Source organism: Leucobacter sp. UCD-THU (assembly GCF_000349545.1).
Classification (GTDB): domain Bacteria; phylum Actinomycetota; class Actinomycetes; order Actinomycetales; family Microbacteriaceae; genus Leucobacter; species Leucobacter muris.
On the sequence record NZ_KB714604.1, the window covers coordinates 19,316 to 34,123 of the forward strand.

The window sequence follows — 14,808 nt, forward strand, 5'->3', positions numbered from 1 at the left end:
GAGGTGGAGCTCACCCTGCTCGGCGCCTTCCTCGGCGGCGCCCTGACCCTGCTCAGTCCCTGCTCGGCGATGCTGCTGCCCGCGTTCTTCGCCTACGCGTTCAGCAGCCCGGGTGCACTGATCGCGCGCACCGGCGTCTTCTTCCTCGGCCTCGCGACCTCGCTCGTGCCGCTCGGGCTGCTCGCCGGCACCGTGGGCGCTTGGGTGACGCTGCACCGGGACGGTCTCATGACGGCCGCGGCGATCGTGGTCATCGTGCTGGGCGTCGCGATGCTTCTCGGCGTGCGACTGCCCGCCATGACGCGCCAGCGCGGCGCGAAGAGCACCTCGATCGCGTCGGTCTACGCGCTCGGCACCGTGTACGGACTCGCCGGAGTGTGCGCGGGGCCGCTGCTCGGCGCAGCACTGACGATGGCCGCCTACGGCGGCAACGCGCTGCTCGGAGGCGTCGTGATGCTCGTCTTCGCGGCCGGCATGGCCCTGCCGCTGCTGCTGCTCGCCCTGCTCTGGGAGCGCGTGCCCGGGGTGCGCCGCCTCGTGCGCCCCCGAGAACTCGTGATCGGTCGCTGGCGCAACGCGTGGAGCAGCGTGATCGGCGGAGCGATCACGGTCGGCATCGGTGTGCTCCTGCTCGCGACGCGCGGCACGAGCACCCTCGGCAGCATGCTGGGGTACTCCGAACAGGCGCGCCTCGAGGGATGGGTGCAGCACGCCTCCGCCGCGATCCCGAACTGGGTGTTCCTCGTCGTGGTGCTGACCGCCGGCGGGCTCTGGTTCGCGGTGCGCCAGGCGCTGCGCCGCGATCCCGAACCGCCGCTCGCCGCACCCGCAGGGACCGGCGCCGGCGAACCCCGATAGAATCATGGCCATGACCGCAGCAGCACGCACCGCCTCGCTCGAGCGCTCCACGAGCGAGTCGCAGATCAGCCTGAGCCTCGACCTCGACGGCACGGGCGCATCCGACATCGACACCGGTGTGCCCTTCTTCGACCACATGCTCACGGCGCTGGCGCGCCACTCGCTCACCGACCTCACCGTGCGGGCGCGCGGCGACGTGCACATCGACGTGCACCACACCGTCGAGGACACGGGTATCCTGCTCGGCCAGGCGATCCTCGAGGCGCTCGGCGACAAGAGCGGCATCTCGCGCTACGGCGACGCCCTCGTGCCCCTCGACGAGGCGCTCGCGCAGGCCGTGGTCGACATCTCGGGCCGCCCCTACCTCGTGCACTCGGGCGAGCCCGCAGGGTTCGAGTTCCACCTCATCGGCGGCCACTTCACGGGGTCGATGGTGCGCCACTTCTTCGAGGCGCTGGTGCTGAACGCGCGGCTCACCGTGCACCTCAGACTGATCGAGGGGCGGGATCCGCACCACATCGCCGAGGCCGAGTTCAAGGCGTTCGCCCGCGCTCTGCGCCAGGCGAAGGCGCTCGACCCGCTCGTCGCAGGCATCCCGTCGACCAAGGGAGCCCTGTGACGGGGAGCGAGCGCGTCGCCGACGGTGCTGATGGGAACGGTCCGCGCAAGCGCGTCGCCGTTCTCGACTACGGCTCGGGCAATGTGCACTCCGCGGTCAAGGCGCTCGCGAAGGCGGGCGCCGAGGTCGAACTGACCCGGGATCCGCGCGCGGTCGCCGAGGCCGACGGTCTGCTCGTGCCCGGCGTGGGCGCGTTCGACGCCGTGATGCGGCAGTTGCGCGCGGTGCGCGGCGACGAACTCATCGATCGCAGGCTCGCCGGCGGTCGCCCCGTGCTGGGCATCTGCGTGGGCGAGCAGGTGATGTTCGAGCGCGGCGTCGAGCGCGGCGTCGAGACCGAGGGGCTCGGCCAGTGGCCGGGCACCGTGCGCCGCCTCGAGGCCGACGTGCTGCCGCACATGGGCTGGAACACCGTCGAGGCGCCCGAGAACTCGGTGCTGTTCCGCGGCATCGCCCACGAGCGCTTCTACTTCGTGCACAGCTACGCGGCCACCGACTGGGCCCTCGAAGGGCGCGGCGCGGCGACCAGGCCGATCGTGACGTGGGCCGAGCACGGCGAGCGATTCGTCGCCGCCGTCGAGAACGGCCCGCTGAGCGCGACCCAGTTCCACCCCGAGAAGTCCGGCGAAGCCGGCATCCAGCTGCTGCGCAACTGGATCTCGACCCTCTGACACCCGACTCTCGTACCAAGGAGAACCGCACACATGAGTGAACTGGCGCAGGGCCCCAAACTTCAGCTGCTGCCCGCGATCGACATGGTCGACGGCAAGGCGGTGCGCCTCACCCAGGGCGAGGCCGGCACCGAGACCAACTACGGCAGCCCGGTCGACGCGGCACTCGACTGGATCGAGCAGGGCGCGGAGTGGATCCACCTCGTCGACCTCGACGCCGCCTTCGGGCGCGGCAGCAACGTCGCGGTGGCGCGCAAGATCATCAAGCGCGCGGGCGACGTCAACATCGAGTTCTCGGGCGGCATCCGCGACGACGCGAGTCTCGAGGCCGCGCTCGAGATGGGGGCGCGCCGCGTGAACCTCGGCACTGCCGCGCTCGAGAACCCGGAGTGGACCCGCGCGGTGATCGCCCGCTACGGCGAGCAGATCGCCGTCGGCCTCGACGTGCGCGGCGAGACCCTCGCCGCCCGAGGCTGGACCGAGGAGGGCGGCAACCTCTGGGACGTGCTCGAGCGCCTCGAGGACGCGAACTGCGCCCGCTACGTCGTGACCGACGTCACCAAGGACGGCACCCTGCGCGGGCCGAACATCGAGCTGCTGAAGCAGGTCTGCGCCCGCACCTCCCGCCCGGTCGTGGCGTCGGGCGGCGTGTCGAGCCTCGACGACCTCGCCGCGCTGCGCGAGATCGTGCCGCTCGGCGTCGAGGGCGCGATTGTGGGCAAAGCGCTCTACGACGGGGCCTTCACGCTCGCGGCGGCTCTCGATGTGGCCGGGCGCTAGCGCTCGATCACTGCTTCGCGCGAGCACAGATGGCGATCAAGAAGCTCCCCTCGACGGGTGACGCGCCGCGTTCGACGGGCGTCCCCGAGAGCCTGGAGCCGGGCGGGGCGGCCGACTCGGCGGGCTTTCCGTGGGAGGGGCGCACCTTCGACCACCACGGCACGGCGTTCGCGGGCGACGACGGCGGGACGCCGGCCGAGCTGAGCGACGCCGTCGCCGCCCTGCGGCGGGCCGCCGCCGCGCTCGGCTCCGGCGAGCCGGGTGCCGCGCATCTCGACGCGCTCGCGGACGCCCACGCCGAGGCGATCGTCGCGCTCTCCCGGGTGCGCGTGCTGATCCCGTTGCTCGCGGAGGCGGGCGACACGGGGATCACCCCCGACGGTCGCACGGTCGAGAAGTCGCAGGAGCTGTCGATCGTGACCGTCTCCGCGCCCGACGGGCGGCGGGTCATGCCGGTGTTCAGCTCGGTCGAGGCGATGGGGGCCTGGCACGCAGAGGCGCGGCCGATCCCGGTGCCCGGCCCCCAGGCCGCCCTCGCCGCCGCCCAGGAGCAGACCGACCTCATCATCGTCGACCCGGGATCGCCCGCCCAGGAGCTCGGCGTGCGACGCACGCAGCTGCAGGCGATGGCTCTCGGGGAACGGCGGCTTCCGGCGTGGGCGGATCCGCGAGTGCTCGAGGCGTTCCGGGCGTCGACGGCGGCGGACCCTCGCGTCGTCGAGGTGCTGCTGCTGCCGGGCGATCCCGAGGCGCGCTTGCTCGCCCCCGAGACCGACGTGGTGCTGCGTCTCGCCCCCGGGCTCGACCGCGAGGAGCTGCTGCGCATCGTGGCCGACGCGCAGCAGCGCTGGGCCGCGAGCGAGCTCGTCGCCGAGCGCGTCGACTCGCTGCGCATCCGCGCGCTCGCCGCCTGAGGGAGCCGGCAAATCCCGAGTCGGATTTCCTCCTTTCCCGCAAGGGGAGGTGCGCATGTCGGAGGCTGCTGTTACGCTCGCGTACACATCCGGCTCACAGCGAAGGAGCACGCCTCATGACCTCGAGTACCGCAGCGACGGCAGCGCAGCCGCGCGCCGAGTGGACCGGCCAGATCGGCTTCATCATCTCCGCCATCGGCTCGGCAGTCGGGCTCGGCAACATCTGGCGCTTTCCCGGCGTCGCCTACGAGAACGGCGGCGGCGCCTTCCTCATCCCGTACATCGTCGCGCTGCTCACAGCGGGCATCCCGATCCTGTTCCTCGACTATGCCATCGGCCACCGCTTCCGCGGTTCGGCGCCGCTCGCGCTGCGGCGGCTGGCCGGCAGGCTCGGAGAGGGCATCGGCTGGTTCCAGGTGATGATCTGCGTGTTCATCGCCATCTACTACACCGCGGTGCTGGCCTGGGCGGCGAGCTACTTCGTGTTCTCGTTCTCCCTGCCGTGGGGCGACGACGCGACCGGGTTCTTCGTGGGCGAGTACCTCAAGCTCTCAGACGCGTCGTTCACCATGGAGTTCGTGCCGGGCGTGCTCATCCCGCTCGTGCTGATGTGGCTCGTCACGCTCGTCGTGCTGGGCGCGGGCGTGGTGAAGGGCGTGCAGCGGCTCAACATGATCGCGATCCCGCTGCTGATCGTCGGCTTCCTGGCACTCGTGGTGCGCGCGCTCATGCTGCCGGGCGCGGCAGACGGGTTGAACGCGCTCTTCACGCCCGACTTCGCGGCGCTCGCCGATCCGGCCGTGTGGGTCGCCGCCTACAGCCAGATCTTCTTCTCGCTGTCGGTCGCGTTCGGCATCATGATGACCTACGCCTCCTATCGCAAGCGGCGCTCGAACATGACCACCCCGGGCCTCGTCGTGGCCTTCGCCAACTCGTCGTTCGAGATCCTCGCGGGCATCGGGGTGTTCGCGACCCTCGGCTTCTTCGCGTTCCAGCAGGGCATCACTGTGAACGAGCTCGAAGGCCTCACGGGCGTGGGCCTCGCCTTCATGACGTTCCCCGCGATCGTCGCCGAGATGCCGGGCGGCCCGTTCTTCGGCGCCCTGTTCTTCGGTTCGCTCACCCTCGCGGCGCTCACCTCGCTCATCTCGATCCTCGAGGTCGTCTTCGCGGGCGTCATCGACAAGTTCGGGATCGGTCGTAAGGCGGTCTCCTACGGGCTCGGGGGCGTGCTCGCCGTGGTCTCGCTGCTGCTGTTCGGCACCACCTCGGGCCTCATCGCGCTCGACACCATCGACAACTGGGCGAACAACATCGGCATCGTCGCCTCCGCGGTCGTCATGAGCGTCACGGTGCTCTGGATCCGGCGCGCGGGTCGCGAGCTGAGCGGGCATCTCAGCGCCCTGTCGACCTTCAAGGTCGGTCGCATCTGGCTGTTCCTCGTCTCGGTGCTGGGCCCGGTCGTGCTGGGCTACATGCTCATCGCGACGGTGGTGAAGCTCATCAACGAGCCGTACGAGGGCTACGACGAGACCTACCTGCTGATCGTGGGGTGGGGCTCGGTGCTCGTGATGATCGTCGGATCGATCGTGCTCACGGCCCTGCCGTGGAAGTTCGCCCCCGACCGCTTCACGCCCTGGCCGCCGCTCGACGCCTCGGGCAAGCCGGTCGCGGTCGGTGCCGGGCCCGCGGTCGGGCGCCCCACCGGGCGCGGCGGCTCGACAGCGAGCCACATCAGCGGCCCCGCGCGGGGCGCAGCCGACGACTCCGCAGATATCGAGGGAGGTGCGCGATGACCCCCGTCGCGATCCTGTTCCTGGTGCTCTCCACCGTCGTGGTGTGGGGCGGCCTCATCGCGAGCGCGGTGTTCCTCGGACGGCGATCCGAGATCGCCGAGTACCCGCCGGGCGGCGACGACCCCGCGGGCGAAGAGGTCTACGACCTGCCACCCATCCGCGACACGTGAGCCGCCCGCGGCCGCACTGCGGCCCGCCGACGGGTGGCTCTAGAACAGGTTGAGCAGCAGCACGTAGCAGGCGGTGCCCGCGGCGATGCTGAGCAGCGCGCGGCGTCGGCCGAGCAGGTGCACCACGACCGTGACCGCCGAGGCCGCCGCGATCGCCCACACCTCGCCGGGGCGGGCGAGCACCTCGCCGCGCAGCACCACGACGACGAGGATCAGCAGCAGGCCGGCGGGCATCCAGCGGCCGAGACGCTGCACGAGCTTCGACTTGCGCAGCGGCTTCAGCACCGCGAACGGCACCGCCCGCAATGCGAGGGTGATGAGACCGCCGATCGCGATCGCGGCGATGAGGTACCAGAGGGGTGCGTCAGGCATCGCGGCCTCCCTGCGCGTCGGCGGAAGCCGAACCGGCGTCGCCCTCGACAGTGCTGCCGGGCTCGCCCGATCCCGAGGCGCAGGTCGCGGAACCGCCGCCGGCTCCCGTATCGCCGACCGGCGAGACCGCGCCCGGCGCGGCTCTGCGCGTCAGGAGGTGCCGCACGACCAGCAGTGTGGTGAAGATCAGGAGGCCCGCGAGCAGGGCCGAATCGGGGGCGAGGAGGATCGCGACCGTCACCGCGAGGCCCGCGAGCACGATCGAGGGGACCTCGCGTCGGCTGCGCGCCGCGTCGAGGGTCATCACGATGAACAGCGCGTAGAGGGCGAACTCGAAGCCCTCGATCGGCTCGGGCAGCGACGAGGCGATCGCGACGCCCACCAGGCCTCCGACCACCCAGTACGCCTGCATCGCGAGCTGTCCCGTCACGATGCGGGCGGAGGTGAGCCGCTCCGGGGGCATCAGCACGTAGGTCGCATAGGCCTCGTCGATGAGGGCGTACACGGAGTAGGCGCGCGGCCACCCCCTCCGCACCCGCGACAGCGGAAACGAGAGCGCGTAGAAGACGTGCCTGAAGTTCAGGGCGAACACGGTGGCCGCGATGGTGAGCAGCGGGGTGGCCGAGGCCAGCATGCTCACCATCAGCAGCTCCACCGACCCCGCGAAGATCCCCACCGAGAGCGCGGGCGCGAGCCACCACGGCAGCCCGGCCTGCACGACCAGCATGCCGAGGGCGACGCCGAGCGGGAAGATCCCGATCCCCACACCCAGGGAGTCGCGCACGCCCAGCGCGATGCCGGCTCGCCGCGACGGGGGAGCGGGCGTGCGGGCTGCTGAGGTCACCCCACTATGGTGCCCGAGAATCGCCGCAATGTGCATGCGAAGTCGGTCGCGACAACGGCGCCTGTGGCAATATATGCGCATGGACCGTCTGGATCGCGCAATCATCGATGAGCTGGAGCGAGAGGGGCGGCTCAGCAATGTCGAACTGGCGTCGCGGGTCGGGCTCACTCCCGGCCCGTGCCTGCGCCGGGTGCAGCGCCTCGAGGCCTCGGGCGTGATCCTCGGATATCGTGCCGTCATCGACCCCCAGGCGACGGCTCGAGGCTTCGAGGTCATCCTGCACGTCGACCTGAGCACCCAGGAGGCGGCGGTGGTCGAGGGGTTCGAGCGCGAGGTCGCGCGTCTCGACGAGGTGAGCGAGTTCAAACGGCTCTTCGGCACTCCCGACTACTTCCTGCGCGTCGCCGTCGCCGACCTGGTCGCCTACGAGGAGTTCCTCACCAAGCGCATCATGGCGCTGAAGGGCGTCGGCAAGGTGAGCTCGCACTTCGCGATGAAGAACCTGAAGGGCTGAGCGCGCGGGCCGACGACCGACGCTCGGTCGGTGCGCCGGCTCTTTCCGCACCGGCGTCGGCTCGATAGCATCGAGCCCATGAGCCTCCACGCCTCGACCTCGCGCTACGAGCGCACCCCCGTTCGCCGTGTCGGCCGCAGCGGCCTGCACCTGCCGCTCCTCTCGCTCGGCCTCTGGCAGAACTTCGGCGACGATCGCCCGCACGAGACCCAGCGCGAACTGGTGCTCGGCGCCTTCGAGCGGGGCATCTTCCACTTCGACCTCGCCAACAACTACGGCCCGCCCTACGGCGCCGCCGAGCGCAACTTCGGGCGGATCCTGCGCGACGACCTGGCCGCGCATCGAGACGAACTCGTCATCTCGACGAAGGCCGGGTGGGACATGTGGCCCGGCCCCCACGGTGCGGGCGCGAGCCGCAAGCACCTCGTCACGAGCCTCGACCGCTCGCTCGAGCGACTCGGCCTCGACCGCGTCGACATCTTCTACACGCACCGGCCCGATCCCCGTACGCCGCTCGAGGAGACCGCGGCCGCGCTCGACCACATCGTGCGCTCGGGCCGCGCCCACTACGTCGGCATGTCCTCCTACTCCGCCGACGCAGGCCGGCAGCTCGCCGGCATGCTGCGCCAGCTCGGAACGCCCGTCACGATCCACCAGCCCTCGTACAGCATGCTGAACCGCTGGATCGAGACCGAGGGGCTGCTCGACGTCGCCGCCGACGAGGGCTTCGGGGTGATCGGCTTCACGGCGCTCGCCCAGGGCATGCTCACCGACAAGTACCTCGACGGCGTTCCCGAGGGCTCGCGCGCCGCGAGTCCCGGCAGCTTCAGCTCCTCGGCCCTCACCGATGAACTGCGCGACAGCCTGCGCGGCCTCGCCGCGATCGCCTCCGAGCGCGGGCAGAGCCTCGCGCAGCTCGCGCTCGCGTGGGCGCTGCGCGACCCTCGCGTCACGAGCCTCGTGATCGGGGCGAGCCGTCTCTCACAGCTCGACGAGAACTGGCGCGCGCTCGAGCAGCTCGACTTCGACGCCCAGGAGCTCGCGGAGATCGAGGACCTGCTCGGCCGCGCTGACGCCGATGTCGACCTGTGGCGCGACGCCCGCCGTGGCGGCGAGGTGCCGCTGCTCGGCTGAACGGGCCCGCTCAGATCACCGAGCCGGTGTACTTCTCGCCGGGGCCGGCACCGGGCGCGTCGGGGATCGCGGAGGCCTCTCGGAAGGCGAGCTGCACCGACCGCAGCCCGTCGCGCAGGGGGCGCGCGTGCGAGTCGCTGATCTCGGGGGCGCCCGCGGTGATGAGGCCGGCGAGCGCGTTGATGAGCTTGCGGGCCTCGTCGAGGTCGGTCTCGTTCTCGGGATCGTCGGCCAGACCGCACTTGATGGCGGCAGCGCTGAGCAGGTTCACCGCGGCCGCGGTGATGACCTCGACGGCCGGAACCTCGGCGATGTCGCGGGCCGCCTGAGACGCGGCCTGCGTCTCGGCCTCGTGGATCGATGCGTCCTGCTGCGGGTTCTCGCTCATGCTGTCCTGACTGTCTCGGGGATATCTGTGCTAAACTTGCCTGTGGTTCTCGGCTACTTGCCGAGATGCGGAAGAGGAGATTCTCCCACCCGGCACCGCTTTCAAGGTTACCGGGTAGTTGGCACCCCGCCGTTCGCGGCAGCTCGAGAAGGGTGCGGGCGGCGCGTGCGCGGCCCTGATCTCCGTCCGTCGCTCCGAATCCGGGGCGCCCATCACCTGAGATCAGAGGAGCCGGCGATCAGCGATCCCCGTACGAATGACAGAATCCGCGTCCCCGAGGTGCGACTGGTAGGACCCAGTGGCGAGCAGGTCGGGGTCGTCCCGATCGAGACTGCGCTGCGCCTGGCGGCCGACGCCGATCTCGATCTCGTCGAGGTCGCCCCGAACTCGAAGCCTCCCGTGGCGAAGATCATGGACTTCGGCAAGTTCAAGTACGAGGCGGCTCAGAAGCAGAAGGAAGCCCGTCGCAACCAGGCCAACACCGTCCTCAAAGAGGTGCGCTTCCGCCTGAAGATCGACAAGCACGACTACGAGACCAAGACGAAGCGTGCCGTCGGCTTCCTGTCGCAGGGCGACAAGGTGAAGGCCATGATCCTGTTCCGCGGCCGCGAGCAGTCGCGCCCCGAGATGGGCGTGCGCCTGCTGCAGCAGTTCGCCGAGGACATCGCGGAGTTCGGCACCGTCGAGTCGAGGCCCCGCATCGACGGTCGCAACATGGTGATGGTCATCTCGCCCATCAAGAACAAGTCCGAGGCGAAGGCCGAGCAGAACGCTCGCCGTGCCGAGGAGAAGGCCATCCGCAAGGCGGACAAGGCGGCCGGATCCGCCTCCGCCGGCGAGTAATCTGCGGCGCACTGCCCCGCGCAGCTGCCCCGCGCCATACGCAGCCGTTCGCGGCGCGCACACAACAAGGAGAAATCGATGCCCAAGCAGAAGACCCACTCGGGGGCCAAGAAGCGCTTCAAGCTCACCGGCTCCGGCAAGCTGATGAAGCAGCAGGCCGGCATGCGCCACAACCTCGAGGTCAAGGCCTCGAAGCGCAAGCGCCGCCTGAACGCTGAGCAGGTGCTCGCCAAGGGCGACGCCAAGCAGGCGATGAAGCTCCTCGGCCACTGAGCCGCGAGCACCCAGCTTTCATCTGAGATTTTCGTAAGGAAGAACTGAAATGGCTAGAGTCAAGCGGGCAGTCAACGCCCACAAGAAGCGTCGCGTCATCCTCGAGCGCGCCGAGGGCTACCGCGGGCAGCGTTCGCGCCTGTACCGCAAGGCGAAGGAGCAGGTCACCCACTCCCTCGTCTACGCGTACAACGATCGCCGTAAGAAGAAGGGCGACTTCCGCCGCCTGTGGATCCAGCGCATCAACGCCGGTGCGCGCGCCAACGGCCTCACCTACAACCGCTTCATCCAGGGCCTCGGCCTCGCGGGCGTCGAGGTCGACCGTCGTATGCTCGCCGAGCTCGCCGTCAACGACCAGGCCGCCTTCGCCGCCCTCGTCGAGGTCGCGAAGAACGCTCTGCCCGAGGACACCTCGGCTCCGAAGGCCGCGTAAGCGCGCCATCCGTCGAACGCACCCCGCCGCTCCCGCCGGAGCGACGGGGTGCTTCTGCGTACGGGGGCCCGGCTGCGGTGCGAGTTCCGGCTTCGGTGAGGCGAGAGGGGCGGATCCGCTCTCACGGAGGCCGGATCCCTCACCGGACCCGGGCCTCGCGCGCCCGGTAGTGTGGACGCGTGAACGAAGCGATCCTCAGCAATCCGAAGGCCCCCCGCGTCAAGCGGGCCGCCGCGCTCGCGCGCAAGAAGGAGCGGCAGGCGCAGGGGCGCTTCCTGGTCGAGGGGCCCCAGTCGGTTCGCGAGCTGCTGGCGCACCGGCCCGAGCTCGCCGAGACGGTCTACGCGTCGATGGGCACCGAGCCGTGGCAGCACGAGGTCGACCGGCTCGCGTCCGAGGCCGGTGTGCGGGTCGAGCGCGCGACCGATGAGGTCTTCGCCGCGCTGAGCGAGACCGTGAACCCGCAGGGCGTCGTGGCGATCGCGCGCGTCTGGGAGCCGGATCTCGCCGAGGTGCTGAGCGGCGCGCGGCTCGTGGCGATCCTGCACGAGATCCGGGACCCCGGCAACGCGGGCACGGTGCTGCGCGCCGCCGACGCGGCCGGCGCCGACGCGGTGATCTTCTCGGGGGAGAGCATCGACCCGTTCCACCCGAAAGTGGTGCGCTCGACCACGGGCTCGCTCTTCCACCTGCCGGTCGCGGTGGCGCCCTCGCTCGCCGAGGCGCTCGACGCCGCTCGAGCGGCGGGCCTCACGAGCCTCGCCGCCGACGTGCGCGGGGCGGGGCTGCTCGAGGCCCGCGCGGAGGGGGCGCTCGCGGGCCCGGTGGCCTGGGTCTTCGGCAACGAGGCGCGCGGGTTGAGCGAGGCGGATCGCGCCCTGGCCGACCGCTCGCTCAAACTGCCCATCTACGGCGCGGCCGAGTCGCTCAACCTCGCGACCGCCGCGAGTGTGCTGCTCTACGAGACGGCGTTCTCGCAGCGCGGCTGAGCACGGCCGCACCGGCTGACGCCCGCGGGCCGAACCGGGCCGCGGGCTCGGCCCTCGATTCCCGCGGCCCGGCGCCGCGGCCCGGCGCCGCGGCCCGGCGCCGCGGCCCGGCGCCGCGGGACGACGATCAGCCCCTGGTACCACACCCGGGGTACTGCGGGCCGATGCGGCGCCGCGAGCGCGCCGCGAGGATGGGGGCATGAAGCTCATCCAGCTCCTGCACCGGCCCGTCGTACTCGTTCCGACCGCGCTCGTGACCGCGTGCCTGCTCGCCGCGGGCATCGCGACGGGGGCCTGCGCCTATCTCGGACACGCGACGCGGGCCCTCGCCGCGATCCCCCTGCCCTAGTGCCGCACGCCGGCGCCCGGCACGGCCGACCCGGCGACTCCCCGCTCGCCTCGGGGCGGAGCGGGGAGGCCGGGGCCGGGGATCCGGGGCCGGAGGCCCGGGCCGGTGCGCGACGGACCCTAATCGAAGAGGGGCGCCCCGAGGGTCTCACCCGGCCGGAAGCCGGGCAGGATCGCGAACACCGCCGAGCCGACATGGGTGACCCACTCGTTGAGCAGGTCGGCCTCGTCGAGCCGGCGCTGGATCGGCACGAACTGCGCGAGCGGATCGCGCTGGTAGCAGGCGAACAGCAAGCCGGCCTCGTGTCCGTCGTCGTAGTTCGACGCGCGCCGGAAGATGCGCTCCGACGGGTCGCTGGAGTGGGCCCGCCGGATGTGCGCGGCCACCGGGATCACGCTCAGCCCCCGCGCGTCCTTCGCGTCGAAGTCGGCGGGGGTGCGCTCCCCGCCGTCGCCGAGCGGGGGAGCGGGCGGAGCGGTGAGCGGCGCGCCATCGGAGAGCCGCCGGCCGATGGTCTGCTCGCGCCCGGGGCGGTCGACCATGTCCCACGTGTCGAGCTCCATGCGGATGCGCCGCAGCACGAGCGCCGTGCCCCCCGCGAGCCAGCCCGCCTCGCGGCCCAGCCAGACGAGCCCGTCGAAGCCGTCCTCGGAGGACGAGGGGTTGACGGTGCCGTCCACCTGGCCCATGAGGTTGCGCATCGTGGTGCCGTCGCCCTCGGAGCCCCGGGCGCGGCGGAAGCCGCGCTGCCGCCACAGCGGTTCGACGAAGCTCGCGAGGTCGCGTTCGAGCATGCGGGCGGCGTGGGAGATCGGCAGCGGGTCGTCGGCCTCGATCGCGAGCAGCAGGTCGCCCCCGTCGAAGTCGCCGTTCAGCCGGTCGCGGTCGAAGCGGGGCAGGGGCGCGAGCCACCCGGGGCGAGCGGCCCCCGCGCGGTCGACGAGCTCGGGCCCGACGCCCACGGTCACGGTGAGCCGGGCCGGTCTCGCGGCGAGCTCGGGTTCGGGATCGGCGAGCGGAGCCTCGCCCGACGTGAGCCCCTCGACATCGCCCGTCAGCACTCGGAACATGCGTCGGAGCGCTTCGGCATCGGCATCCGGCCGCAACCGGTAGGCCGCGTAGCGCACGTGCGCTGCGGGAGCGGTGATCACCCCCGCCTGATGCGGCCCGTGACAGGGCAGCGACTCCCCGCCGAAACCGGGCAGCCCGCCGCCGGGCCCGAGCGACGGCTCGGTCTCGGCCGCCGCCGCGGCACCGGGGACGGGCGCCGTCGCGGTGCGCGCAGCGCCGAACCCGAGCGCGCCGCCCGCGCCCAGCACCGCGCCGAGCCCGGCCCCCAGCGCACCGCCCGTGAGCATCGCACGGCGGCCGAGCTCGGGGGCGGGGCCGCGCCCCTCGGCGGCGGGATGCGCCGAGGCGCGTCCCGCCGCCGAGGGGCTCGTTCCGCTCGTCTCTGCGGTGACGCCGAGGGCGGCGTCGGGCGCGTCGGCGCGTGCGGAGCGGCGTGCGGGGTCGGTGCGCGGCCCCGACTCAGTGCCCGCCATGGTCGTCGTGCTCGTCGGAGCCGCCGTGCTCGCCGGAACCGCCGTGCCCGCCGTCGCCGTAGCTCTCGTTCGCGCCCGAGTAGTCCTTCACGAGTGCCGAGAACGAGATGCTGCTGCCGTCGTCGAAGCTCACCGTGATCGGCGCCTCGTCGCCCGCGAGCAGATCGGCCGCGAGGTCCATGAGCATGATGTGGTCGCCGCCCGGCACGAACTCGAACGAGCCGCCGGCGGGCACGGTGACGTCGCCCGAGATCTGCTGCATGACGCCCGCGGTCGTCACCTCGTGCAGTTCGGCGCTGCCCGCGGCTTCGCTCTCGACGGCGGTGATGACGAGGTCGTCGTCGCCGTGGTTCTCGAGGGTGCCGAACACGCCGGTCATACCGCCCTGCTCGCCGGACTTGGCCCAGCCGTCGATGAACACGGCGTTCGGCGCCTGCTCGTTCGGCTCCGAGGGAGTGCGGTCGTTCGCGGCCGCGCCGGAGCACCCGGCGAGCAGGAGCGCGGCGGCGGAGAGCGCCGCGAGGGAGCGCGCGGCCCGCAGGCGGACGCGATTCTCGATGCGGATCATGCCCGGTCCTCCTCGTCGCTCGAAGCGGTGGACGAGCCGTCCGCGGTGCCCGCGGCGCGCATGCCCGCGGCGCGGCGGCGTCGGCCGACGAGCACGGCGGCGAGCGCACCGCCGGCGACGAGCACGGCGCCGATGGAGATCGCGGCGATGGCGCCCGTCGACAGGCCGCCCTCGTCGCCCGCCGCGGCCGATCCCGAGTCCGCGTCGTGGTCGTGGTCGTGATCGGCGGCGTCGTGCTCGTCGACGGAGCCGTCTTCCGAGCCGTCCTCGAACCGGGAATCGGGCTCGACGATGGCGGCCTCTTCGGCCTGCCAGGCGCTGGGCTCGGTGAGCTGCAGCACGAAGGCGCCCTCGATGGGGTGGCCGTCGCTTGAGACGACGCGCCAGGCGACGTCGTAGTCTCCCTCGGGCAGCTCGGCGGCGAGCGGCTGCACGACGTCGGGCCCCGAGACCTCGGGTGCGCCGTCGGTGACGTCGGCGCCGTCGGAGGAGGTGATGACGATCTCGGTGCCGACCTCGATGATGCTGTTGTTGAAGGTGAGTCGGATCCCGTCGACGCGGCCGTCGTCGGTCGCGACGACGCCGCGGTCGACGAGCTCGTCGTGCGCGAGCGCCGGGGAGGCGAGTCCGAGGGAGAGGCCGAGCATCGCGAGCGCGGCGAGGCCGAGGACCGCGGCGCGGGTGCGGCGCGGGCGGATGGTGGTGGTGTTCATAATGGTCTTTCTCGTGCGGCCCGGATGGCACGTTGG

The 14,808-nt window shown here is 71.9% G+C and carries 20 protein-coding genes; 14 read left to right on the forward strand and 6 right to left on the reverse strand.

Annotation, left to right across the window (positions count from 1 at the left end; translation table 11 throughout):
• Positions 1 to 3 precede the first annotated feature (3 nt).
• The 7 genes from H490_RS27615 to H490_RS32140 all read left to right on the forward strand — a co-directional run bounded on the left by H490_RS27615 (position 4) and on the right by H490_RS32140 (position 5,808).
• On the forward strand, positions 4 to 858 hold the full coding sequence (locus H490_RS27615; RefSeq protein WP_017884748.1) for a cytochrome c biogenesis CcdA family protein: 855 nt from the start codon (positions 4 to 6) through the stop codon (positions 856 to 858).
• A 10-nt stretch (positions 859 to 868) separates the two neighbouring features.
• Positions 869 to 1,477: an imidazoleglycerol-phosphate dehydratase HisB gene (gene hisB / locus H490_RS27620; RefSeq protein WP_017884749.1), complete on the forward strand. Its 609-nt coding sequence runs from the start codon at positions 869 to 871 to the stop codon at positions 1,475 to 1,477.
• Complete coding sequence (gene hisH, locus H490_RS27625; RefSeq protein WP_017884750.1) at positions 1,474 to 2,148, forward strand: imidazole glycerol phosphate synthase subunit HisH; 675 nt, start codon at positions 1,474 to 1,476, stop codon at positions 2,146 to 2,148. Before hisB ends, hisH begins: the two co-directional genes overlap by 4 nt.
• A gap of 33 nt (positions 2,149 to 2,181) precedes the next feature.
• On the forward strand, positions 2,182 to 2,928 hold the full coding sequence (priA, locus tag H490_RS27630) for a bifunctional 1-(5-phosphoribosyl)-5-((5-phosphoribosylamino)methylideneamino)imidazole-4-carboxamide isomerase/phosphoribosylanthranilate isomerase PriA (RefSeq protein WP_017884751.1): 747 nt from the start codon (positions 2,182 to 2,184) through the stop codon (positions 2,926 to 2,928).
• Between the two features lie 29 nt (positions 2,929 to 2,957).
• Positions 2,958 to 3,842 (forward strand): SseB family protein, encoded by an 885-nt coding sequence (locus tag H490_RS27635; protein WP_017884752.1) that lies wholly within the window; start codon positions 2,958 to 2,960, stop codon positions 3,840 to 3,842.
• Positions 3,843 to 3,958: 116 nt separating this feature from the next.
• On the forward strand, positions 3,959 to 5,638 hold the full coding sequence (locus tag H490_RS27640) for a sodium-dependent transporter (RefSeq protein ID WP_017884753.1): 1,680 nt from the start codon (positions 3,959 to 3,961) through the stop codon (positions 5,636 to 5,638).
• Positions 5,635 to 5,808, forward strand: a complete 174-nt coding sequence (locus H490_RS32140) for a MetS family NSS transporter small subunit (protein WP_017884754.1) — start codon at positions 5,635 to 5,637, stop codon at positions 5,806 to 5,808. Before H490_RS27640 ends, H490_RS32140 begins: the two co-directional genes overlap by 4 nt.
• A 39-nt stretch (positions 5,809 to 5,847) precedes the next feature.
• Here H490_RS32140 and H490_RS27645 read toward each other — a convergent pair whose 3' ends face one another.
• Both H490_RS27645 and H490_RS27650 read right to left on the reverse strand, forming a co-directional pair.
• On the reverse strand, positions 5,848 to 6,180 hold the full coding sequence (locus H490_RS27645) for a branched-chain amino acid transporter permease (RefSeq protein WP_017884755.1): 333 nt from the start codon (positions 6,178 to 6,180) through the stop codon (positions 5,848 to 5,850).
• Complete coding sequence (locus H490_RS27650; RefSeq protein WP_228407294.1) at positions 6,173 to 7,024, reverse strand: AzlC family ABC transporter permease; 852 nt, start codon at positions 7,022 to 7,024, stop codon at positions 6,173 to 6,175. The genes H490_RS27645 and H490_RS27650 overlap by 8 nt, the downstream gene beginning before the upstream one ends.
• Positions 7,025 to 7,103: 79 nt before the next feature.
• On the opposite strand from H490_RS27650, the gene H490_RS27655 reads away from it, so the two are divergent.
• Positions 7,104 to 7,538, forward strand: coding sequence for an Lrp/AsnC family transcriptional regulator (locus H490_RS27655; protein WP_017884757.1), 435 nt, complete (start codon positions 7,104 to 7,106; stop codon positions 7,536 to 7,538).
• Between the two features lie 78 nt (positions 7,539 to 7,616).
• Entirely contained in the window at positions 7,617 to 8,672 is a 1,056-nt protein-coding gene (locus H490_RS27660) for an aldo/keto reductase (RefSeq protein ID WP_017884758.1), read from the forward strand.
• A gap of 10 nt (positions 8,673 to 8,682) precedes the next feature.
• On the opposite strand, the gene H490_RS27665 is transcribed toward H490_RS27660, so the two are convergent.
• Positions 8,683 to 9,060, reverse strand: a complete 378-nt coding sequence (locus H490_RS27665; protein WP_017884759.1) for a DUF1844 domain-containing protein — start codon at positions 9,058 to 9,060, stop codon at positions 8,683 to 8,685.
• 237 nt (positions 9,061 to 9,297) lie between these two features.
• On the opposite strand from H490_RS27665, the gene infC reads away from it, so the two are divergent.
• The 5 genes from infC (at position 9,298) to H490_RS32395 (ending at position 11,947) form a co-directional block, all read left to right on the forward strand.
• Positions 9,298 to 9,903: a translation initiation factor IF-3 gene (infC, locus tag H490_RS27670; RefSeq protein WP_081611693.1), complete on the forward strand. Its 606-nt coding sequence runs from the start codon at positions 9,298 to 9,300 to the stop codon at positions 9,901 to 9,903.
• A 78-nt stretch (positions 9,904 to 9,981) separates the two neighbouring features.
• Positions 9,982 to 10,176 (forward strand): 50S ribosomal protein L35, encoded by a 195-nt coding sequence (rpmI, locus tag H490_RS27675; protein ID WP_010156662.1) that lies wholly within the window; start codon positions 9,982 to 9,984, stop codon positions 10,174 to 10,176.
• 49 nt (positions 10,177 to 10,225) lie between these two features.
• Positions 10,226 to 10,609 (forward strand): 50S ribosomal protein L20, encoded by a 384-nt coding sequence (gene rplT / locus H490_RS27680; RefSeq protein ID WP_017884761.1) that lies wholly within the window; start codon positions 10,226 to 10,228, stop codon positions 10,607 to 10,609.
• Between the two features lie 179 nt (positions 10,610 to 10,788).
• Entirely contained in the window at positions 10,789 to 11,598 is an 810-nt protein-coding gene (locus H490_RS27685) for a TrmH family RNA methyltransferase (protein WP_017884762.1), read from the forward strand.
• A 199-nt stretch (positions 11,599 to 11,797) separates the two neighbouring features.
• Positions 11,798 to 11,947: a hypothetical protein gene (locus H490_RS32395; RefSeq protein WP_017884763.1), complete on the forward strand. Its 150-nt coding sequence runs from the start codon at positions 11,798 to 11,800 to the stop codon at positions 11,945 to 11,947.
• Positions 11,948 to 12,066: 119 nt separating this feature from the next.
• On the opposite strand, the gene H490_RS27690 is transcribed toward H490_RS32395, so the two are convergent.
• From H490_RS27690 to H490_RS31205, 3 genes are read right to left on the reverse strand one after another with little or no spacing between them, the layout of a single operon-like run.
• Entirely contained in the window at positions 12,067 to 13,491 is a 1,425-nt protein-coding gene (locus H490_RS27690; RefSeq protein WP_017884764.1) for a Dyp-type peroxidase, read from the reverse strand.
• Positions 13,478 to 14,059, reverse strand: a complete 582-nt coding sequence (locus H490_RS0116295; protein WP_017884765.1) for a copper chaperone PCu(A)C — start codon at positions 14,057 to 14,059, stop codon at positions 13,478 to 13,480. Before H490_RS0116295 ends, H490_RS27690 begins: the two co-directional genes overlap by 14 nt.
• On the reverse strand, positions 14,056 to 14,772 hold the full coding sequence (locus tag H490_RS31205; RefSeq protein WP_017884766.1) for a copper resistance CopC family protein: 717 nt from the start codon (positions 14,770 to 14,772) through the stop codon (positions 14,056 to 14,058). The genes H490_RS0116295 and H490_RS31205 overlap by 4 nt, the downstream gene beginning before the upstream one ends.
• Positions 14,773 to 14,808 lie beyond the last annotated feature (36 nt).